The sequence below is a fragment of the Streptomyces sp. NPDC028305 genome (assembly GCF_055569495.1).
This window is the reverse complement of sequence record NZ_JBVHTN010000006.1, coordinates 150,767-169,090: the sequence shown is the minus strand read 5'-3', so window position 1 is coordinate 169,090 and position 18,324 is coordinate 150,767. Positions and strand designations below refer to the sequence as shown.

Below are 18,324 nucleotides of genomic sequence, written 5' to 3'. Positions count from 1 at the left end.
TCCGCTCGTTGTGCCGGTCATTGAGCAGATGGATCGGCCGCACTCCTCTGACGGTCATGGCAGTGATCACGGACCCGCTGAAGACGGTCTCCACGTCCTCACCTCCCTTCGGCGGAACTCAGGAGTCCGGTCGGGTTCGGCTGCCGGCCGCCATAGGGGCGGGCCCGCCATCGGTCTCCCACTCCTCCTCCCGGGTGCGGGTCTCCCGGGCGTCACGGGTGGCGGTTTCGTTCGCCATCAGACCGCTGGCGGTGAGGAGGCTGCCCGGGGTGGCTGCGGCGGCCATCAGCCGGGCGGCGGCGGCCGCACTCGTCTCCGGCGGGATCACCAGAAGGTCCCAGCGGCCTGCGGTGTAGGAGAGCAGAATCAACTTGTGCGGGTCCTGCTCGTCAGTGAACCAGCCCACGTGCACCGTGTGCCCGGTCACAGGCACCTCGCGCGGGATCACGGGCCAATGGGCCGGGTTCACGGACACGCGAGTGATACGGCCCCAGCGTGCGTCCAGCACGTCCGTCAGGGCGGGCAGCTCACGGAGGAGATCCCGGGAGCGAGGCCACCACGCACCGTCCAGAAGACCTGGAACCGGGCTCACCGGAGTCAGGGACAGGCGGGCCGGTGGCGAGGGCGCGCGCTCATGGTTGGTCGTACGGTCGATGGTCACGGTCATGGCGCGGACCTGTCCCCGGGCGCATCTTCAACGTCCCGGTGTTGTTGCTCGCCGAGAACGACACCCGCGCGTGTAAGCCGGTGTACGAAGTGCTCCCGGTGTTTTCACTGTACTCCGGGCGTTGGGCCGCTGAGCCCCCGTGTGATCAGCGACTTCTTCAGGAACCCGGGTCTGTGTCCGCAGGGCGTGGGTGAGCCTGGGCGTGCGCTCGGAGTACGGTGAAACCGGCGGCCCACCGAACCTCGCAGAGGGTGAACAGACCATGTCCGACGCAGGCTCTGAGCCAGATGCGGATGCCTGACTATGAGACCTGCATCGAGGTCCCCAAGTCCTCGATCACGGCCCTACTGGAGGAGAACAGTGGACCTGATCAGCCCAGCGTGACGAGCTGTTCAACAGCTTCGAGCGCGACGCCTTCCACCTGGAGCTGAGGGACGACTACGGGTCTCCCATCGAAGACACGCCCTATGCACGGTGGCAGAGGGGCGAGCCCGATGACTAGGCATGGCTCAACCCCTGGATGACCCTCATGAAGCGTGTCACGGGTGAGGGAAAGACCGTCAGGCGCGTGCGTGTCGTCACGGAGCCTCACTCCCAGTACGTCGGCTGGGAGCACTCATTGACCCACCTCAACCTGGAAGCCGCCGAGGACATCCGATGGCTTCCTCGGCACCAGTTGCCGCAGGAAGTGACCTTCCCGGTCGACGGCAACGACTGGTGGTTGTACGACGATCGCCTTCTTGCCGTCGGCCACTTCGACCCGGAGGGCCGAGTGCTGGGGTCGGAAATCATCGAAGATCTGGACATCGTGGCCGACTGCATCCGCGTGCGTGACCTTCTCTGGTCCGCCGCCATCCCCCACGCCGAGTACAAGCCCTGACCCATCAGTGAGCAACCAGGCACAAGAAGCACGACAAGCGCTGGGCGCCCGGCTCCGCGGTTTCCGCAAGGATGCGGGATTCGCGAGCGGCCGGGCGCTCGCCCGCGCGCTCGGCTGGCAGGAATCGAAGGTCTCACGACTCGAAAACGGAAAGCAGAACGCCAGCGAGGACGACATCAGACTCTGGTGTACGGCGACAGGGCGGCAAGACCACATTGATGACCTAATCGCGACCGTGCGCCACATCGACGAACTCTGGCAGGAATGGCGCCGACTACTCCAGACAGGCGCGGAGAAGCGACAGAGCCAGGGCCTTCAGGTCTACGCCAAGACCAAGGTCTTCCGTATCTGGCATCCCACAGTCGTGTGGGGGACGCTCCAGACAGCCGACTACGCCGCAGAGACCTTCAGACAGGTTGTCGACTACTACGAGATCCCCGACGACGCGGAAGCCGCCACGGCCAAGCGGCTTGAACGACAGCAGTACCTGTATCAGGGGAGTCGGATCTTCAACGTGTTGCTCGGCGAACAGGCTCTCTACAGCAACCTTGGCGGCCCGGAGGTGATGAAGGGGCAGCTCGACCGCCTGCTGGCTGTGATGCGGCTAGCTGCGGCCGCCGCCGCCCACGACCGGCACCATCGTGTACGGCTCAAGCCACGACTCCGGCAATGCCCAGAGCAGCGTTCTCTACCTCAGGTGCGTCTGAGAATGGCTCTTGTGCACGGGCGCCAGTCCGCCAGCGCCCGTGCACAATGCCCGAATGAACCCTGCTGAGGCCAACGCCACCCACTGGTCACTGTCCAAGGAGGCAACCGGTCGGCTCATCACCGCGGCCGATCAGAGTGCCGGCCTGCGAGACGAGCAGCAAGAACGCTTCGCGGCCTGGGAGATCGATGCGCCAACAGGCCGGGCCCTCACGGAGACCCTCATCCCCAGCCGCTGTTGTGGCCGGGGGAGGCCAGGCCAAGGACCTCTTCGGCGGTGTCGAGGGCCCGCTCGCAGGCTCGGAGGTCGCCAAGGCCCGCGTATGCCTCGGCCTGCACGGCGGCTACCCAGTGGCGGGCTGGCAGCAGACCATGGACGACGCCCTGAACTCCTGACGCGTCCGTACGCCCTCGCCTGAAAGGATCCGGCCGGTGCCGGACAGGACGGGTTGTGGAATCCATGACGGAAGAGGAGTCGCGCCAGAGGCGGCAGGCGCGCTTCGAAAGATTGGCGCACGTGGTGGTGGAACCGTTGCACCGGTATCTGTTGCGACGGACGAGCGCCGACATGGTCGACGACATCCTGGCGGAGGCGATGCTGGTGCTGTGGCGCCGTATTGACGACGCCCCCGGCCTGGGGCCGGCGCCAGGTTCCCTGCCCGACCCCGATGACGTGCTGCCGTGGTGCTACGGGGTGGCGCGGGGCTGCTTGGCGAATGCCCGCCGTGCCGACGGGCGCCGACTCCGGCTGGTGGAGCGGTTGATCCGGACGCAGGAACAGCAGCTGGCTGGGGTCGCCGACCACAGCGGTCTGCACGCCGCGCTCGCCGCCCTCGGGGCGCTGGACCGCGAGGTGGTGCGGCTGTGGGCGTGGGAGGAGCTGGCACCCCGGCAGATCGCGGAGGCGACCGGGCTGACGCCCAACGCGGTGAGCATCCGGCTACACCGGGCGAAAAAGAAACTCGCCGATCAGTTGGGGCGAAAGCATGACGAACCATCCGGACACAAGAGGGATGAAGGAAGGAGCGGTCAGTGAATGACGACGAGTTGCTGGCCCGGCTGAAGTCCGCGGACCCGGCGCTGACCCCGCATGCTCCGCTGCCCGACATCGACCGACTTGTGGAGGACATCTTGACCACCGACACCGCGCTCCAGACCGGCAATACGGCCCCCGCGAAGACCGCTGCGCGACGGAGCCGCCGTCAGCTCTTCGGACTCGCGGCAGCTGCCGGTCTGCTTCTGCTCGGCGGCGGCATCGCCGGAGGAGTCATGGCGAACAACGACAACGGGCACTCGGACTCGGCCGGCCCATTGACACTCACCACCCACAGCGGCTTCGGCAGCCAGAAGTGTGTGACACCCAGTCCCGACACCCTGCGCGGGTACCCGACCCTCTTCGTGGGAACGGTCACCTCCATCAAGGGCTCCACGGTCACCTTCCGCGTCGACTACTGGTTGAAGGGCGGCGACACGGCGACGGTCGTGCTCGACAGCGACGCGAGCCGGCCGGAGGCGCTGACGTTCTCGAAGGGTGAGCGCTACATCGTGGCTGCCGAGAACGGCGTCGTCCCGGTGTGTGGCGCGAACGGGGCCTCGGATGAGACCGTCGACGAGTTCCGCCAGGTATTCGGGAAGTAACGGAAAGCAGCTGCACGGACGATCCGAGCCCACCGACGGTCGCGGTGGGCTCGGGCCGGTTCGGGAAGTCGGATCGAGAGCTGATCTACCCCACCTGCCGCGCTACTCGTCATCGACTTCCAGCTCGTGGAGCCGCTCCGTGATGTCGTCGGCCCACGACTGTGCCCATCTGCGCAGTTCGGCGGTGGCTGCTTCGTCGAGGCCGTACGCGGCGAACTCGGCGTCGTCGATCCAGTCGATGCCGGTGAGCCGGGCCTGGAGGTCGTCGAGGTCGAAGGTGTCGCGGGCATGGCGTCGGCCGAGTGTCTCCAGTTCAGTATTACTCCAACGGTCCGCCGCAGCTCGGACATCAATCAGGTCGCGGGCGAGCCCGCGGTCGGCCAATGCGCGCACCTTGGTACCGACCACGTCTTCGAGGGAGAGCACCAGACCGTGTTCTGTCTTCACAGGCGGGCGCCAGAGTGCTTCTTTGAGGATGTCGACCTCACACTCTTCGCCGCTGCCGACATCAGTGACGATCAGCCGCGCGGACAGTGGATCGGTTTCCAACGCCCGGACGTGCCAACCGCGTTCTTCCAGTCCCGCGCGTACCGTCCGAGCGATGTTTGTCCATCCGTTCCGGATTCTCTGTAGCGACGTCCAGATCCTGGCTGAGCCGGTCGACCAACCCATGCGCTTGCACCGCGTAGCCGCCGGTGAGGACGAGCGGGTAGGCACCTCCCACGGCAAGCACATCTGAGAGCAGTCGACGGTGCAGGTCTGTGAGGTTCACGCGACGGCCTGGGCATGGTGAGCCAGCTCGGGAAAGGTGCTCTCCCAGGCGTCGCGGATGTCGCGACTGATCAAAGTGCGGAGGACGGGCCACATGCTGACCAGCAGGTCCTGGTTGAGGTACTGCACCAGATCGTCGTGCATCCCCTCGGCCAAGGCGATCCGGTAGAAGCTCATCCTCAGCCGGGGCTGGTCAAGATCGAAGTGAGTTAGCCCCGACCATGCCATGTGCAGCGGGAGGCCGACGATGCCATGGGCCGGGCCTGCGAGCGCCGAGAGCTCGGCGGGGAGCCGCCGAGTGAACTTGCCGCGGTGGGCCTCGGAGGCGCTGGGCGTTGATGCCATGTCTCGATTATTCCGCAGGGCAAAGCCGCTGGGGGCCTGCTGGAGAGAAGGGCTTGGTCAACAAACAAGGCCCGGGTCGCTGACCTGGGCCTTCGTCGTGGAGCGGGTGACGGGAATCGAACCCGCGCTCTGAGCTTGGGAATCACCGGCCAAAACGATCAGGATGTGTGCCTGACCTGCACGAACGCCTCCTCGGCCGGTTGCTCCGCGAGCTTTGTCATGGCCGCTGTTGTCCGTGGTTCCCCGAGCGTTCTGGCACGCATCTGGCACGGTCATGCTCCGGCTGAGCTCTGGGGTGGTTCCCGCACGGGTTGGTCGATGACTGCCGCGGAATGGGCGCCCAGCGGCTACGTGGCAGGGTCCATGTTGGTCGCGTACAATGCAATGTACATCACCAACATCGCGGGAGGTGCGGCATGTCCGTGACGCAAATCGATATCGATGATGACGCTCTGCAGCGGGCTATGGAGCTTTCCAAGGTGAGAACAAAGAAAGAAGCCGTCAACCTCGCACTCCACTTCTACGCCGAGCAACAGGAACGGGCGGCCCGTATCACTCGGCACTTCGAGCGGGCGCGTGAGTGGGGTGCCGTCGACGATGCAGAGGCGCTGCATGAGGCGGAGAAGCACAGTCGATGATGTATCTCCTCGATACGTCGGGTCTCGTCCGGCTGCTCCGTGAGCCAAAACTGCAGTCGGCCTGGTACGACGCGATCGATGCCGGGACCATTGCGTCCTGTTATCCCCAGCGTGCGGAGTTCTTGTACAGCGCCCGGAACATGCGGGAGTACAACGAGATCACGGAGATGTTCACCGACCTCTACCCTGACGTGTCGGTGCCAAAGAACGCGGGGCGCTGGATCGGCGCGGTACAGCATCGCATGGCCCAGGCCGGGGAACACCGCAGCGCCTCACCGGTGGACCTGATGATCGCCGCTACGGCAGCTCACCATGGTTTGGTCGTCCTGCATGACGATGCTGACTACCGCGTTGTCGCACGGCACGCATCGGATTTCGACGAGCACAGCATCCTGGGAACGGTATGACGTGGGCTTACCGTGGACTTGTTGTTGACGACAGGCCGCAGGCAGGTCGCGACCACTGAGCAGACCGGCGGGCGAGCACCGTCGGCGGCGGTGAGGAAGTGTTGGCGCGTAGCCGTACCGTCGGCGAGAAGCGCCGCGCAGCAGAGTGCCGGGATGAGCTTCGGGGTCACCCCTTACCTGACGGGATGTGGCCGGCTCTAGCCGATCTCAAAATCAGGGAGTGCAAGTGAGCACGGTCAGTTGGGAGGAGACCAGGCGCAAGGCACGCGAGCGGCGCGAGGCTGCCGGGCTGCCGGTGCGATCGGCGCAGGAAAAGCAGGCAGCGATGGACCGGCTGAACCGCAGAGGTACGCGCTCACAAGCTCGCAGAGGTCCGGCGTGAGCAGGCGCTGACTCAGCGCCAAGTTGCCGCGCCCCTGGGAGTCTCCACGTCCCGGGTGTCGAGGCGCTGGGCGGTCGGCTTCGTGTGGCCGCGGACTTCGGGGATGCCGAGTACACCGTGGCCGGAGAACGCGTCGGCCCCGGGCATCCGTGTACAGAGACGTGAGTCGGCTCCAGCGGCACGGGAACGCAACGGGCACGAGACGCTTGGCGAGGTCTAGACAACAAACAAGGCCCGGGTCGTTGACCTGGGCCTTCGTCGTGGAGCGGGTGACGGGAATCGAACCCGCGCTCTGAGCTTGGGAATCACAGGGCCTGGCGCGGCGCCAAACCTGTTCTGACCTGCTGGAACGGGCCATCTGGCCTGCCACGCGGGGCTCATCTTCGCCCGTGATTGACCCTGGTTCACCGCCCCATCGGGCACACAACGGGCACGCCGGGGGGTCACGCCCTGGATGCGGAGGACACGGCGGTATGGACACGTCCGAGCGTCATGGCTGGTGTCGGCGCGAAGCTTGCCGGGGCGGCGTCGGCGTGGTCCGCGGCGGGAGCGGATGGCGGGTATCCCGCAGATCAGTGGCTTGAGGGCGAGGCTGTCGTAGGTGTTCGCTGCGGACACGGCGACGGCCAGCGGGATGCCCTGGGCCTCGGACAGCACGTGCAGTTTGCTGCCCTTCTTGCCGCGATAGACCGGATTCGGCCCGGTCAGCGAGCCCCCTTTTCGCCCGCACCGACGCCGCGTCGACGATCGCGGAGGTCCAGTCCAGCTCGCCCCGGGCGCCGAGTTCGTCCAGGACCGCCCGGTGCAGCCGCCGCCACAGCCCTGCTCTCGTCCACACAATGAACCGGTGGTGCGCGGTGGCGGGCGAGACGCCGAACGTCTCCGGCAGATGCCGCCAGGAACACCCGCTGGTCAGGACGTACACCACCGCCGTGAGCACAGCCCGCTCGTCTCGCGGAGCAGTCCCGCCGCCTTGCGGACGGGACTTGAACGACGGCCCCACCGCCGGGGTCGCCCGTCCAACCACCCGTCAGGTTGGAAACGGCTCCTTGTATGTGCAGAGATGCGAGAGACAGCCAACACGCAACGGGGACTGGCAATAGTCTCGGCCCATGGCGACCTTCAACCAGCAGAACCAGACCGTTTACGGCGGCCAGAACAACGCCGAGACCATCAATCAGGTCCAGTACAGGACAGAAGGCATCACTCTGGAAGCAGCTCGTGAACAGCTGGACGAGGTCATCGATGTCGCGTGCGCAGAGGACTCCCAGCTTGACCAACTAGGGCGAGACGAGCTAATTGCGGCCCGTCAAGACCTGGAGACAGGCGACACCGCTACCGCAAGGCGGCGCCTTGAGCGTGCACGTGCTTGGCTCGCAGATTCTGTTGGGTTGGCGACACTGGCAGCAACCGTCGGCCAGATTGCCGGGGGCTTGAGTGGCTGAAGCAAGTTTCAATCAGAGCCGACAAAGCGTCACAGGAAACCAGTACAACGCTGAGCATATTGTTTTCGGGGCGACGGGCGGGCTGGATAGAGTCCGCCATGAGCTGGTCCTTGATATATACGCAGAGGGGAATACCCTACTGGACGACTTCTGTCGCACCGTGAGAGAGGTGCCGTTTCTGCATCTCGCCGACTGGTCAAAGAAAGTCGAATACCCTAAAGAATTCGAGTCGCGGTGCGATTCACTGCTGCGCCTACTACTGAAGGCCAAGGCGCTCGGCGTTCAGACACGCGACTCCCCGCTAGATGATGTCCTCTCGATCCTACTCACCTGGATCAGGAGTATAAGAGAATTTATCGCTGGTGACCCGACGATTCAGCGAGCAACCGCAATGGAGGCGATCTTGGCGTACATGTATTCTTCGGAACATGAAGAAGATGCGCCTACAACCGGGGATCTAGTGGAATTGATGGCGGGGGACAAGATTCTATTGGGGTATAGCAATGTGGTACTCAGGAAATCAGTAACAGACGCCCTAGACATGCTGCGACATGCTGAATTTGGCGTCTGGTGACGCCATCGCAGACCTGACGACGGGCCGGCCGGTACATCGAGATGGCGTCGCGCCCCCGAACCGGCCCTGCTCGATCTCGCCGCGCTCGCGATCTATGGGTGGGTGAAGCGGTAGGCAGCGGTTGTCAGTGCCGTATGGGATGGTGCGCTTCAGACCTGACTACTGGGAGGGGCCATGAGTACTTCGGACCGTCGTTCATACATAAGAGGATGTCTCACGTGGGCGTTCGCTGATACGGCATGATGTTGGATCGTGGGGGCTGATCTGTCGCGTCGGCTTGTGCCGGACGAGCTGTGGGAGCTGACCGCTCCGTTGTTGCCGAGATTCATGACGACGCGCTCTGTCGGCGGCAGAGATCTTCCTCCCCAGGCTGGATCCGATGTCGGCGACAACCGCTTTAGGAGTTCGGTCCGGCGGGCTTAGGGGTCGGCTGGTACGGCGTCTGACCTGTTCTCCTGGGTCGTCTGGATTCGCTGGCGTCCGGTCTCGTTGATGTCAGCCGTTGATGTCAGTAGCGGCCCGACGGCTCAAGGACGCCTACTCCGTTACACCACGCGGATCCGCAGGCCGGTTCCGTCACTTCCGACCGAGACGGCTTGGTGGGGTCCGCTTGCAACCGTACCTGTGGCGACGGTCGCCCATGCATCGCGAAGTCGGTGAGCCCTTCGCAGGTAGGCACTCATTCTGCCCTCACGAAGATTTTCGTACATCCCCTTTTCGACGCCTCTGAAAATTTCAAGTGAGGCCCCATTGGGGAGTGGCATGGAATACTTGAGGCCAACGAACGGGTGTGAATCGATTCTAAACTCGGATCCTACAGTGAAACTCTGCCAGTCCGGGGCCGGATCGTCTAAGGGTAAGCGCTGGTAATCTTCGGCTCGTGGGGAGGTGAATTGCGATGCAGAAGTATTGTCGCCCGCGAACCGCAGAACAGAGTGGGCTGCGCTTCTCGCTAGAATTCGGAATAGCCACTCTTTCCCACTCTCGGGCACCTGGAAAATAGTGGGAAGTTCCTCCAGGCTTGCCTCGTACGCGGTGTGCGCGGTCGCCAATTCGGCATCACTAGGCTCGAATTCTCCAACTCCGAGAAGTTCTCGCTGCCGTGCATGGAACTGTTCGAAGGTGGGCTTTCCTGACGTCCACTGCTGAGGGCCAGGGTCCTCGGACAGTAACGCATCGAGTTCTGCAGGTTCTCCCTCCCATAGGTCGTCATTTCCAGGCGGATCGAGTACGTCAATGGAGACGCCTGATGTGGACAGGCGAGATGCTACGATTAGGCTTGGCAGGGTTCGAGCCGCTACCTCAACGGAACCTACTTGAAGAGAAGCTGTGGCCAACTGCTTCCTAGAATGGTAGGAATTACCGTGCGTGCCTTTGCACTCCAAGACGTACACCTTGCACCCTGAATTTCCGCCTCCGGCGCGACGGCCGACTAGGAAATAATCTGGGCGCATTGTTGCTTTGTTCTTCTGTCTGACTAAGCCTACTCCTTCAATAAAGCCAGCTGCGAGGGCGACGTCCACGTCAACGCCCGAAAACAGCCATCCGGGGTGTTTTCGCTCAAGGATTCTTTTCGCCACTACAAGAGCCAAGCCAACCCCGAGTTGTTCCGACTGTGCCACCTTGTGATGGTGGACTATGTCGGAGCCTGCCTGAGTTAGGGACAAGATCTGCTTTTGATTGCTCACAAGAGTGGCGCAGTAGCGTACGTGTGCCCAGTGGCGCGCTATGTCGGCGAAAGGTGAAGCAGTAATGAATGTAGTGGCCAACCCTAATTCGCGCAGTACTTCCGCCGGGCTTGATTCGATCCCGGTAAATAACTTGGACGGGATTGCGTACACTGGCTTCCGATAGAGGCTGGAAGCACCGCGCTTTGGACCGACGCGTTCCCGGGCTTCTTTTTCGACCTCTTCCGCTAATTCCGGTGTGGAGCTCACAATGAGCTTGGAAGGCGTTCCCAGCGCGCGCACTAAGGCGCTAAAGTCAAGTTGCACGCTTCCCCCTAGTGCGTAGCACTACTTGGCAGATCGACGGTAGATGCACAGACAGGCCGGCACAAGACCACCTGCCGCGACGCAAGCATGGTGTGTGCTGGAGCCGGGGGCCGTGTTGATGGTCGTCCGCTTCCAGTGGGCCTCGGTGCGCTGAGATACGCCCGGCCCGCTGAGGTGACCGCGGATCTAGCCCTGCTGTTCAGCCACTTGACGGGGTGTTCGCTGAGGTCGCCTGTTGCCGTGAGGCATATCCGTGAACAGCAGACTTGCAACCCGACATCCCTCACAATGGGTTCATGGACGTCAAAGATCTGCGGCTCCCGGACCGATTTGAGCGACTTCGCGACCTTGGTGATGAAACGCTGACCTCGATCATCGTCCCGGTCGAACCGATGCTCGAGGAGCTGGACGAGCGTTTCATGGACATGCGTGCTGCCGATCGGGGGTCGCTCATGATCCTCCGAGGCACGTCCGGGGCAGGGAAGTCCACCTTTCTCGACACCGTCGGCTTCTTTCGTCAGCGTGTCTCAACTCGCCGAGTTGCCCGGGATGTAGATGTCGCCCAAGCTCTCCGTGAATCCTTAAGTGCAGATAATACCGTTATCGTACTTGAGGGCCGTGAGGCCCTAAGGGATGTCTCCGGGGCTGAGATTGAATCCGCCATGCATGAGATCAATCAATTCGTTAGGTCGGAGGCGGGGAAGCGTTCTCTCGTTGTCTGGCCGACTAACCGCGATGATCTCGCCGAGTTGCTAGTCGGCATTGGGGAGAGTCTGGGGCGAGAGGCCCTTTTCGGTATTTCGAACCCTGTTACTTCTTTTAAAGGGCCACCTAAAACAGAGTTTGCAAGGATTGCCCAGCAGACCGTCTCTGTTCTGAATGAGGGTGCGTCGCTCGACGCTTTGGGTATTTCTGTGGACTTGGCCAACAATCTTGCAGAGCAGTCCGATACCATCGGCAGCTATCTCGCCAGGATTCGAATGGCTGCGGTCCGTGCTGGTGCTCGGGTCGAGAAGCTTCTTGCAAAGGAGCGTTATCGAATGTGGACTCTAACCGTATCTGGGAATGACGTGGAGGGCGACGTTGCGGCGCTGACTCGAGGAGGATTCTCCGCCGCTGACGTTGATCGGCTTTTGAGTTCCACTGGCGCTAATGTCGTTAGTGATCTTAAGAAGCATCCAGAACAGACGGGTATTCTCGGCACTGTCCTTGATGCGCGCATCGTGAACATGGATATGGTTTGCATGCTCGCTGCGACCAGAACATACGGCAGCCCTGAGCTACATAAGGTCATGCAATCCAAAGACATGATCACGGCGCGAGATGGTAGCGCCGCGCGTCGGCTCCTTGAGAGTGATCTAGGCATCCTGCTGCAAGATAATCCCTTGGGGACGCGAAAGCGTGGTCCCAAGCCGGGTTCTAATACCAAGGATGCGTTCGCGAAGCTGGTGGAGATCTCCAGGACTAATGATGGGCTTCTGAACGATGCGCTAGGGCGGGGTTTGGTTGAAACGGGGCTCATCGACAGCTACGAAACTGAGCGGAATCTCGGAACAGACCTCGTCTTCAACAGTGACATCTACTGCCTTAAAAACGGAGCGCCGATTCGCCTGGAGTTGATGTGGCGAGCGAAGACGGGCCGAGCGACCATCGCGAACTACGTACTTGGAAAGATCAACAACTACGGGAAGGCGATCGGAGTTATCAAGTAGCGGCGGCTCCGAAGCGAGGTCGGTGGAGCGGCTTTGGGGTGGCGCTGCTTTGGCGCGAGTGATCATGGCCCCGTAAGCTTCCGGCGCGTCGGGCAGTCTGTGGACCTGCCCGGTAAAGCACGACGTTGGGGCCATGATCTTCGAGGCTCGCGCCAAAGTGGCTCCGTAAAGCCGTGGAGCCGACCGCCCCAGCCACTACGCACCCCTTCTCTGACATCAGCGGCTGATTGCTGTGCGCGCGGCACGGGCGGCGGCCGGGCTGGAGCGGGGCGGAGACAGGAGCGCAGGCCCGGCCGGGGGCCGGGCCGCGCGCGGCGAGCGGATGCGAGCCGACTTGAACCCGTAGAGAAGGTTGTAACTCACTGCTTGCGCTTGGCGTTGTCCGATCCCGGTAGATGCTTGGCGCGTTCGTGCTCGATGTACTTCATGACGAACTGGGCGCCCTCAATGATCCGTTGAAGCTTGTCGAGCACGTCTTCGCGGGCCGTCTGCATGAGTTGTTCCGGTGATGGGGTGCCCTCGCTGGTGTCGGCTGGGGTCCAGAAGGTCTTGTGACTGCGGTCGCGGACGATCTGCTGACACGTGCGGATGACCCAGTTCATCGCCACGGTGATCTCGTCACGGTGGAGCTGGTCCATCTCCCAGCCGTCGTTGCGGCCCGAGGTCGGTGGGGTGGTCATCCGGCCCCTCCTTGTGGGGCGAGTGCGGTTGGGGTGAGGAGTTCGGCTGTGACTGTGCGGCCGTGTTCGTCGCCCGTGATGCCGAGGTGGTTGGCGAGGGCCATGACGATGCTCAGGCCCCGGCCGTGGGTGGCGTCCTGGTCCGGCTCGATCGGGTGAGGCTTCCCCGGCTGGCCTCCGGCGTCGGTCACGGAGATCGCGACGACTTGTGCGGACAGGGCGAGTGCGACGTGGAAGGTCCCTGTGGGCTTGCCGCTGGCGGTGTGGGTCACGGCGTTGGTGCTCAGTTCGCTGACGATGAGCGTTGCCATCTTGGCGCATGGGTGGTCGCTGAGGATGTCGCGGGTCCAGCGGCGGGCGCGGCCGATCTCTTCTGGGAATCCTGGGCAAGTCAGTCCCCAGGCACGAACGCTACTCATATACTCGTGCATACAAGTTCCTCTATGCTGGTAGGGGCCATAGGCCATGGGTCATGGGTTCGTGCTAGATGAGTCGAACGCCGTCGTGGGCGCGGACGGCCGGCGGGGTCGTGTGGTCGAGCGCGTCCAGGACGCGGATCGCGTACGCCTCGTCGGCCAGCTCGATGACCTCTTCGCGGGTGGCCCAGCGAAGTGCCCGGGTCTCCGCTCCGGTGGTCGGGGTGCCGTCGATCGCCTCGCAGCGGAAGACCATGGAGACGATCAGGCGGGCCATGTTCTTGTAGACGCCAGTGAGGGTCGCGGGGAGCGCGATCTTGATGCCGGTCTCCTCGAGGACTTCGCGCTGAAGTGCGTCGGGGATGGTTTCTCCGGGTTCTAGCACTCCACCGGGCGGTTCCCACTTACCGTTGTCCCGTCGCTTGATCAGCAACGCGCGGCCAGCGTCGTCGACGATGACTCCGGCGACGCTCACGGAGTGCGGGCGATCAGTGCTCACGTTCCTCTGCCCTCCCGGCTGGCTAGGCTCTCCACCGTAGCAACCAGGGTCAGCCGCTCGTCTAGACACCTAAAGGAGTAGAAACACATGCCTTCTCTGACTTCCGTCCTGGGCGCGCTGGACCCGACCAGCGATCGGGCCGTGTTCCGGCAGATCGCCGACCGGCTGCGCGAAGCGATCGACAAGGGCCGCTTCAAGGAGGGCGACAAGCTGCCCTCGGAAACTGAGCTCGTCGAGCACTTCGGCGTCTCACGGATGACCGTCCGCAACGCGCTGGCCCTGCTCCAGCAAGAAGGGCTCGCCGTCTCCGAGCACGGCAAGGGTGTCTTCGTCCGGCCCCGGCCGCCCGTGCGGCGCCTGGCCTCGGACCGTTTTGCGCGGCGTCATCGTGATCAGGGCAAGTCGGCGTTCACGGTGGAGGCGGAAGCCGCGGGAAGCCGCCCCGAGGTGGACAGCCTGGAGGTCAAGGAGGAGCGGCCCTCGCAGGACATCGCCGCCCGGCTCGGCTCGCCACGGAAGGTGCTCGCCCGTCGGCGCCGGTATCTGCTCGATGGGCGGCCGGTGGAGTTCGCCACCTCGTACCTGCCGCTCGATCTCGCCCGGGACACCCCGATCGCCCAGCCCAACCCCGGCCCCGGCGGCATCTACGCCCGGCTGGAAGAGATGGGCCACCACCTGGACCACTTCGACGAGGAGATCCGCGCCCGGATGCCCTCCCCGCAGGAAGTCCGCACGCTGCACCTCGCCTCGGGCGTACCGGTGATCCACCTGATCCGCACGGCCTACGACTCAGAGGGGCGGGCCGTGGAGGTCTGCGACACCGTGATGGCCGCTGACGCTTACGTCCTCTCCTACCAGCTGCCCGCCACCTGACAGGCGGGCCGGATGGCGCGCTCGGCGGCTGCGGTGGGCCGCTTCTCTCGACTCGTACACACCAAGACACATACTCGTATAGACGAGTGGGCAAGTTGTGTGGCATGGTGGTCCCCGTTCCCCGCCCGTTCGGGTCGGAGGGCAGCAACTCATCTAGATGACTAGATGGTTGAAGTGTGAGAGAAGGAGAAGCAGTTGCGTTCCATCCGTGTTGACGTGTCTTCCGCGACGATCCTGCTGACTGAGGCACCTGAGCCGAAGGTGAAGGACCGGCAGACCGGCGAGATCGCAAAGGATGCCCAGAGCGGTGAGGCCCTGATGCGCTTGGGAGTTGTCTACATCGACGGCGGGGAGTCCTCCCTGCTTCAGGTGACCGTGCCGGAGAGCGGGGTGACGGACGGGCTGGCGCTTGGTTCGCCGGTCACGCTGATCGGGTTGATTGCGCGGCCGTGGGAGAGCGTGTTCAACGGGCAGCAGCGGCACGGCATCGCCTTCCGGGCCGACGCCATCGCCCCGGCCGTCATACCGGTCGGTGCGGGGGCCTGAGCCTGATGACCGATGTGACGACGCTGCTGGAGGTGGGTGGTCCCGTTGCCGCGACGGTCGGCGGGGCCGCCTACCTCCGGGCCAAGCATCCGGCCGCGTACTGGTCGACGGTCGGTCTGCCGGTCTCCACGGTGAAGCTGCTCGGGTCGTACGGGGCGGTGATGGACGCTTGCGGGCTGACCGTGCCGCCGTCCCGGCTCCGGGCCTGGGCCATACAGGCACTCACCCGCCGGGAGGTCCGGCCGGTCCCGCCGCGACGCGGGATCATCCGGCCGACATCGACCGGGCTGCGGGTCCGCCTGCGGCTGGCCCCGGGACAAGAACCCGCCGACGTGGCGGCCTCGGCCGAACGGCTCCGGCACGCCTGGGGCGTCCACGGCGTATACGTCGAGGAGATCAAGCCGGGCGTCGTGGAGCTGAGGCTGATCGGCTTCGATGTCCTGCGGAAGGTCCGGATGCCCCGTAAGACGGTGGGCGGCTTCCTCAAGGTGCCGGTGGCGCTGCGGGAGGACGCCACGCCGTTCGTACGGGACTACCGGGCCATCCCACACCAACTCACCCTCGGCGCCACGTTGTCGGGGAAGTCGATGTTCCTGCGGCACCTGATCACCGGCCTGGCGCGGCAACCGGTCGCGCTGGTCGGGATCGACTGCAAACGGGGTGTGGAACTGGCGCCGTTCGCCCCGCGACTGTCGGCGCTGGCCACCGATCCTGTGCAGGCGGCCGAGCTGCTGCCGGTGCTCGTTGAGTTGATGGAGGACCGGTACGACCTGATCAAGGCCCGGCAGGGCATCGCCCCGAGCACTCCGGACGAGGAGATCACCTCCGACATCTGGGGGCTTCCGGAGGATGAGCGGCCGGTGCCGGTGGTGCTGCTCGTGGACGAGGTGGCCGAACTCTTCCTCGTCGCCACGCGGAAAGACGAGGAGAGGCGGGACGAGATGGTCACCCAGCTCATCCGGCTCGCCCAACTCGGCCGCGCGGCGGGCATCTACCTGGAGGTGTGCGGGCAGAGGTTCGGCGCCGAGCTGGGCAAGGGCGCCACCATGCTGCGGGCTCAGCTCACGGGTCGGGTCTGCCACCGCGTGAACGATGAAGCCTCCGCCAAGATGGCGCTCGGCGACATCGCCCCCGAAGCGGTCGGCGCGGCCTGTGCCATCGCGCCCGAACGGCCCGGCCTCGCGGTCGCCGGGGACACCTCCGGCGGCTGGTCCCGCATCCGCACCCCCTACCTGTCACTCGCAGACGCTGCCGCCACCTGCCGCGACAACGCGCACCTGGTGCCCGACCTGCCCGCGCTCGAACCATTCCGGCTCGCCGTGCCGGCCGTCCCGGCGAGCGCTCCGACGCTGGTCAAGCCCGTTCCGGCTACCGAGTAACCCCTTCATCCCACGGTCGGCGTGACCGTATCGCGCCAAGTCCCTACCCCCGCCATGCCTGAACCCGGAAGGAATCGACCATGTCCCGACCCTCGATCTCCGAGGTCTCCGCCCTCATCGCTGACCTGGCCAACTACCGCAAACACAGAGTCGGCGACCTCGCTGACCTGATGAGCCGCAAGGCAGACCTGTTGGAACGCATCGCCGCCGACAGCCCTGGTGACACCGAGGCTGCTGAGGTCGCCGCCATTGCCCGCGACAGGGCCGACGCGCTCAAGGGCGCCGACTGAGCGGGAGGGAAGACTATGCGTGCTCATCTGGCGCGTGTTGACGCGGTGCTCGTACAAGCGGTCATCGCCGCCGCGCTGTCCTTCGCTCACCTGCACGACCTGGCCTCGGCGGCCGGACAGGACGGGTGGAAGGCGTGGGCCTATCCGGTGTCCGTGGATCTGCTGCTCGTGGCGGCTTGGCGGCGGTTGCGGTCCGGGGCGTCCAAGGCGGCGGGCTGGTGCTGGTTCGTCGTCGCCCTGGCTGCGTCGCTCGGGGCGAACGTCGCCACCGCCGGGCTGCTCGACCTGGCCGACGTACCGGCCTGGCTGCGCATCCTCGTCGCCGGATGGCCCGCCGTCGCCTTCCTCGGCGGGACCCTGCTCGCCCACACCGCGCCCGCTGCCGAACCCGCGCCGGTGGCTGTCGAGCGGGAAACCGCGGGTCCACCCGCCGAACCCGAGAAGCCGCAGCTGCCTGTCCCGCATGTTCCGGCCGCGCTCGTCACCCACGCGCGCAAGCTCGCCGACGAACACCACGCCCGCACCGGCTCACCCATCGGCCCCGACACCCTGCGCGCCCGCCTCGGCGTGCCCGCGCCGCTCGCCGACGCCATCGCCGCCCGTCTCTGAGAGGAGTCCCCATGTCGCTCCGCCGCTTCCGCAACATCGCTCGCATCGGCCCTGTCCGGGTCGGTACCGCCTACGACCAGCGGGGCCGCGAGAAGCACACCGCCGTATGCACCGCACCGCGCTGCGACTTCTCCGCTGACTACGACACTCGGGCCGCCGCCGAGCTGGCCGCCCGTACGCACCGCTGCCCTGTCCGCTGAAAGGAGATCCCCGTGATCGTTAGCCTGCCTCTGATCTTCGTCCTCGGAGCCATCACCTGGTTCGCGATCAAGTTCCTCGGCGTCCGAGTCTGGGTCGTCGTCGTGATCGCTCTGTTCGGCTTCTGGCTCTCCCACACCGTTCTCGCCCCGGTCATTGAATCCGGCACGCGCTCCGGCGTGGACGTCGTCAACCGCTAACACCACTCACCTAGACGAGTAGCTGAGAGGAGATGCATCGTGTTCCGACCCAAGTTCCCCGAGGCCCCCGCCCTGCCCTCCACCCACGTGATCAGCCCGAGCGTCCCGGCCGTCCAGCACGGGCACGCCCCGGCCTGCTCCTGCCAGCACACCGCCCCCGCGCCTGCGCCCGCTCATCGGATGGTGCCCGGGTTCAGCGCTGGGACCGTCGCCGCCGTGGTCACGGTCGGCATCGTCCTGACGGCTCTGCTCGCTGCTGTCGCCGTCACGGCTATCTCCGTCGCGGTCGCTGCCGTCGTCATGCGCTCACTGCTCGGCAACCAGCGGCGCCGCTGAACCGCAACACGACTGCCGGGGCGGCCTCGATACCGCCAAGCATCCGCCGCCCCGGCAGCCCAACCCCTCCCGACCAGAGTCGAAAGAGGAGAAACCCATCATCACCCGCACCACCCCGCCACCGCTGCCCGAACTCGGCA

Annotated in this window: 24 protein-coding genes and 2 pseudogenes; 18 read left to right on the top strand and 8 right to left on the bottom strand. The window is 64.9% G+C overall.

The annotated features are described in order from the left end of the window. Nucleotides 1-118 precede the first annotated feature (118 nt). The gene (locus ACZ4WQ_RS26130) at nucleotides 119-667 is read right to left on the bottom strand and encodes a DUF5994 family protein (protein ID WP_398375850.1); all 549 of its coding nucleotides are present in this window, start codon (nucleotides 665-667) and stop codon (nucleotides 119-121) included. A gap of 388 nt (nucleotides 668-1,055) precedes the next feature. Between ACZ4WQ_RS26130 and ACZ4WQ_RS26125 the strand changes: the two are divergent. The 5 genes and pseudogenes from ACZ4WQ_RS26125 (at nucleotide 1,056) to ACZ4WQ_RS26105 (ending at nucleotide 3,890) form a co-directional block, all read left to right on the top strand. Beyond that, a pseudogene (locus ACZ4WQ_RS26125) lies at nucleotides 1,056-1,547 on the top strand (DUF6879 family protein). Nucleotides 1,548-1,554: 7 nt separating this feature from the next. Then, on the top strand, nucleotides 1,555-2,322 hold the full coding sequence (locus ACZ4WQ_RS26120; RefSeq protein ID WP_398375851.1) for a Scr1 family TA system antitoxin-like transcriptional regulator: 768 nt from the start codon (nucleotides 1,555-1,557) through the stop codon (nucleotides 2,320-2,322). 170 nt (nucleotides 2,323-2,492) lie between these two features. After that, a complete protein-coding gene (locus ACZ4WQ_RS26115) occupies nucleotides 2,493-2,648 on the top strand; it encodes a hypothetical protein (RefSeq protein WP_385347339.1) in 156 nt (51 codons plus the stop codon). Nucleotides 2,649-2,712: 64 nt separating this feature from the next. Then, nucleotides 2,713-3,288 (top strand): RNA polymerase sigma factor, encoded by a 576-nt coding sequence (locus ACZ4WQ_RS26110; RefSeq protein WP_385347393.1) that lies wholly within the window; start codon nucleotides 2,713-2,715, stop codon nucleotides 3,286-3,288. Then, nucleotides 3,285-3,890, top strand: a complete 606-nt coding sequence (locus tag ACZ4WQ_RS26105; RefSeq protein ID WP_398375853.1) for a hypothetical protein — start codon at nucleotides 3,285-3,287, stop codon at nucleotides 3,888-3,890. The genes ACZ4WQ_RS26110 and ACZ4WQ_RS26105 overlap by 4 nt, the downstream gene beginning before the upstream one ends. 102 nt (nucleotides 3,891-3,992) lie before the next feature. Here the strand turns inward: ACZ4WQ_RS26105 and ACZ4WQ_RS26100 are convergent. Beyond that, nucleotides 3,993-4,662, bottom strand: a pseudogene (locus ACZ4WQ_RS26100) (nucleotidyl transferase AbiEii/AbiGii toxin family protein). Then, nucleotides 4,659-5,006, bottom strand: a complete 348-nt coding sequence (locus tag ACZ4WQ_RS26095; protein WP_385347343.1) for a transcriptional regulator — start codon at nucleotides 5,004-5,006, stop codon at nucleotides 4,659-4,661. The pseudogene ACZ4WQ_RS26100 and the gene ACZ4WQ_RS26095 overlap by 4 nt, the downstream one beginning before the upstream one ends. A gap of 416 nt (nucleotides 5,007-5,422) precedes the next feature. Here ACZ4WQ_RS26095 and ACZ4WQ_RS26090 point away from each other — a divergent pair, with 416 nt between their 5' ends. Then, nucleotides 5,423-5,644, top strand: coding sequence for a type II toxin-antitoxin system VapB family antitoxin (locus ACZ4WQ_RS26090; RefSeq protein WP_311728473.1), 222 nt, complete (start codon nucleotides 5,423-5,425; stop codon nucleotides 5,642-5,644). Next, nucleotides 5,641-6,051, top strand: a complete 411-nt coding sequence (locus ACZ4WQ_RS26085; RefSeq protein ID WP_385347345.1) for a PIN domain-containing protein — start codon at nucleotides 5,641-5,643, stop codon at nucleotides 6,049-6,051. Before ACZ4WQ_RS26090 ends, ACZ4WQ_RS26085 begins: the two co-directional genes overlap by 4 nt. Before the next feature lie 872 nt (nucleotides 6,052-6,923). On the opposite strand, the gene ACZ4WQ_RS26080 is transcribed toward ACZ4WQ_RS26085, so the two are convergent. After that, nucleotides 6,924-7,436, bottom strand: a complete 513-nt coding sequence (locus tag ACZ4WQ_RS26080) for a transposase (RefSeq protein WP_468022458.1) — start codon at nucleotides 7,434-7,436, stop codon at nucleotides 6,924-6,926. Nucleotides 7,437-7,545: 109 nt separating this feature from the next. Here ACZ4WQ_RS26080 and ACZ4WQ_RS26075 point away from each other — a divergent pair, with 109 nt between their 5' ends. Beyond that, nucleotides 7,546-7,878, top strand: a complete 333-nt coding sequence (locus ACZ4WQ_RS26075; RefSeq protein ID WP_398375858.1) for a hypothetical protein — start codon at nucleotides 7,546-7,548, stop codon at nucleotides 7,876-7,878. After that, the gene (locus tag ACZ4WQ_RS26070; RefSeq protein WP_398375860.1) at nucleotides 7,871-8,452 is read left to right on the top strand and encodes a hypothetical protein; all 582 of its coding nucleotides are present in this window, start codon (nucleotides 7,871-7,873) and stop codon (nucleotides 8,450-8,452) included. Before ACZ4WQ_RS26075 ends, ACZ4WQ_RS26070 begins: the two co-directional genes overlap by 8 nt. Nucleotides 8,453-8,997: 545 nt before the next feature. Here the strand turns inward: ACZ4WQ_RS26070 and ACZ4WQ_RS26065 are convergent. Next, nucleotides 8,998-10,074: a hypothetical protein gene (locus ACZ4WQ_RS26065; protein WP_398375862.1), complete on the bottom strand. Its 1,077-nt coding sequence runs from the start codon at nucleotides 10,072-10,074 to the stop codon at nucleotides 8,998-9,000. 668 nt (nucleotides 10,075-10,742) lie between these two features. Here ACZ4WQ_RS26065 and ACZ4WQ_RS26060 point away from each other — a divergent pair. Further along, the gene (locus tag ACZ4WQ_RS26060; RefSeq protein WP_398375864.1) at nucleotides 10,743-12,158 is read left to right on the top strand and encodes a hypothetical protein; all 1,416 of its coding nucleotides are present in this window, start codon (nucleotides 10,743-10,745) and stop codon (nucleotides 12,156-12,158) included. 359 nt (nucleotides 12,159-12,517) lie between these two features. On the opposite strand, the gene ACZ4WQ_RS26055 is transcribed toward ACZ4WQ_RS26060, so the two are convergent. The 3 genes from ACZ4WQ_RS26055 to ACZ4WQ_RS26045 all read right to left on the bottom strand — a co-directional run bounded on the left by ACZ4WQ_RS26055 (nucleotide 12,518) and on the right by ACZ4WQ_RS26045 (nucleotide 13,729). Beyond that, on the bottom strand, nucleotides 12,518-12,838 hold the full coding sequence (locus ACZ4WQ_RS26055; RefSeq protein ID WP_398375866.1) for a hypothetical protein: 321 nt from the start codon (nucleotides 12,836-12,838) through the stop codon (nucleotides 12,518-12,520). Next, nucleotides 12,835-13,257 (bottom strand): ATP-binding protein, encoded by a 423-nt coding sequence (locus ACZ4WQ_RS26050; protein ID WP_468022457.1) that lies wholly within the window; start codon nucleotides 13,255-13,257, stop codon nucleotides 12,835-12,837. The genes ACZ4WQ_RS26055 and ACZ4WQ_RS26050 overlap by 4 nt, the downstream gene beginning before the upstream one ends. A 64-nt stretch (nucleotides 13,258-13,321) precedes the next feature. Continuing rightward, a complete protein-coding gene (locus tag ACZ4WQ_RS26045; RefSeq protein ID WP_398375932.1) occupies nucleotides 13,322-13,729 on the bottom strand; it encodes an NUDIX hydrolase in 408 nt (135 codons plus the stop codon). A 111-nt stretch (nucleotides 13,730-13,840) separates the two neighbouring features. On the opposite strand from ACZ4WQ_RS26045, the gene ACZ4WQ_RS26040 reads away from it, so the two are divergent. The 8 genes from ACZ4WQ_RS26040 (at nucleotide 13,841) to ACZ4WQ_RS26005 (ending at nucleotide 18,184) form a co-directional block, all read left to right on the top strand. Next, a complete protein-coding gene (locus tag ACZ4WQ_RS26040) occupies nucleotides 13,841-14,626 on the top strand; it encodes a GntR family transcriptional regulator (protein WP_398375870.1) in 786 nt (261 codons plus the stop codon). 195 nt (nucleotides 14,627-14,821) lie between these two features. After that, nucleotides 14,822-15,172 carry an SCO3933 family regulatory protein gene (locus tag ACZ4WQ_RS26035; protein WP_398375873.1) on the top strand — a complete coding sequence of 117 codons (351 nt, stop codon included), beginning with the start codon at nucleotides 14,822-14,824 and terminating at the stop codon, nucleotides 15,170-15,172. Between the two features lie 5 nt (nucleotides 15,173-15,177). Further along, entirely contained in the window at nucleotides 15,178-16,551 is a 1,374-nt protein-coding gene (locus tag ACZ4WQ_RS26030) for an FtsK/SpoIIIE domain-containing protein (RefSeq protein WP_398375875.1), read from the top strand. Nucleotides 16,552-16,631: 80 nt separating this feature from the next. Further along, nucleotides 16,632-16,841 (top strand): hypothetical protein, encoded by a 210-nt coding sequence (locus ACZ4WQ_RS26025; RefSeq protein WP_398375877.1) that lies wholly within the window; start codon nucleotides 16,632-16,634, stop codon nucleotides 16,839-16,841. 15 nt (nucleotides 16,842-16,856) lie between these two features. Then, entirely contained in the window at nucleotides 16,857-17,450 is a 594-nt protein-coding gene (locus tag ACZ4WQ_RS26020) for a DUF2637 domain-containing protein (protein ID WP_398375879.1), read from the top strand. An 11-nt stretch (nucleotides 17,451-17,461) separates the two neighbouring features. After that, nucleotides 17,462-17,650, top strand: a complete 189-nt coding sequence (locus tag ACZ4WQ_RS26015) for a mobile element transfer protein (RefSeq protein ID WP_014177726.1) — start codon at nucleotides 17,462-17,464, stop codon at nucleotides 17,648-17,650. A 12-nt stretch (nucleotides 17,651-17,662) separates the two neighbouring features. Continuing rightward, a complete protein-coding gene (locus ACZ4WQ_RS26010; protein ID WP_398375882.1) occupies nucleotides 17,663-17,848 on the top strand; it encodes a hypothetical protein in 186 nt (61 codons plus the stop codon). 39 nt (nucleotides 17,849-17,887) lie between these two features. Continuing rightward, nucleotides 17,888-18,184 (top strand): hypothetical protein, encoded by a 297-nt coding sequence (locus tag ACZ4WQ_RS26005; protein WP_398375885.1) that lies wholly within the window; start codon nucleotides 17,888-17,890, stop codon nucleotides 18,182-18,184. Nucleotides 18,185-18,324: the final 140 nt, after the last annotated feature.

Excerpts from the sequence above, each read along its gene's own strand:
- ACZ4WQ_RS26130 (WP_398375850.1), bottom strand. The coding sequence starts at position 667 with ATGACCGTGACCATCGACCGTACGACCAACCATGAGCGCGCGCCCTCG.
- ACZ4WQ_RS26110 (WP_385347393.1), top strand. The coding sequence starts at position 2,713 with ATGACGGAAGAGGAGTCGCGCCAGAGGCGGCAGGCGCGCTTCGAAAGA.
- ACZ4WQ_RS26095 (WP_385347343.1), bottom strand. The coding sequence starts at position 5,006 with ATGGCATCAACGCCCAGCGCCTCCGAGGCCCACCGCGGCAAGTTCACT.
- ACZ4WQ_RS26090 (WP_311728473.1), top strand. The coding sequence starts at position 5,423 with ATGTCCGTGACGCAAATCGATATCGATGATGACGCTCTGCAGCGGGCT.
- ACZ4WQ_RS26085 (WP_385347345.1), top strand. The coding sequence starts at position 5,641 with ATGATGTATCTCCTCGATACGTCGGGTCTCGTCCGGCTGCTCCGTGAG.
- ACZ4WQ_RS26075 (WP_398375858.1), top strand. The coding sequence starts at position 7,546 with ATGGCGACCTTCAACCAGCAGAACCAGACCGTTTACGGCGGCCAGAAC.
- ACZ4WQ_RS26060 (WP_398375864.1), top strand. The coding sequence starts at position 10,743 with ATGGACGTCAAAGATCTGCGGCTCCCGGACCGATTTGAGCGACTTCGC.
- ACZ4WQ_RS26055 (WP_398375866.1), bottom strand. The coding sequence starts at position 12,838 with ATGACCACCCCACCGACCTCGGGCCGCAACGACGGCTGGGAGATGGAC.
- ACZ4WQ_RS26050 (WP_468022457.1), bottom strand. The coding sequence starts at position 13,257 with ATGAGTAGCGTTCGTGCCTGGGGACTGACTTGCCCAGGATTCCCAGAA.
- ACZ4WQ_RS26040 (WP_398375870.1), top strand. The coding sequence starts at position 13,841 with ATGCCTTCTCTGACTTCCGTCCTGGGCGCGCTGGACCCGACCAGCGAT.
- ACZ4WQ_RS26030 (WP_398375875.1), top strand. The coding sequence starts at position 15,178 with ATGACCGATGTGACGACGCTGCTGGAGGTGGGTGGTCCCGTTGCCGCG.
- ACZ4WQ_RS26025 (WP_398375877.1), top strand. The coding sequence starts at position 16,632 with ATGTCCCGACCCTCGATCTCCGAGGTCTCCGCCCTCATCGCTGACCTG.
- ACZ4WQ_RS26020 (WP_398375879.1), top strand. The coding sequence starts at position 16,857 with ATGCGTGCTCATCTGGCGCGTGTTGACGCGGTGCTCGTACAAGCGGTC.
- ACZ4WQ_RS26015 (WP_014177726.1), top strand. The coding sequence starts at position 17,462 with ATGTCGCTCCGCCGCTTCCGCAACATCGCTCGCATCGGCCCTGTCCGG.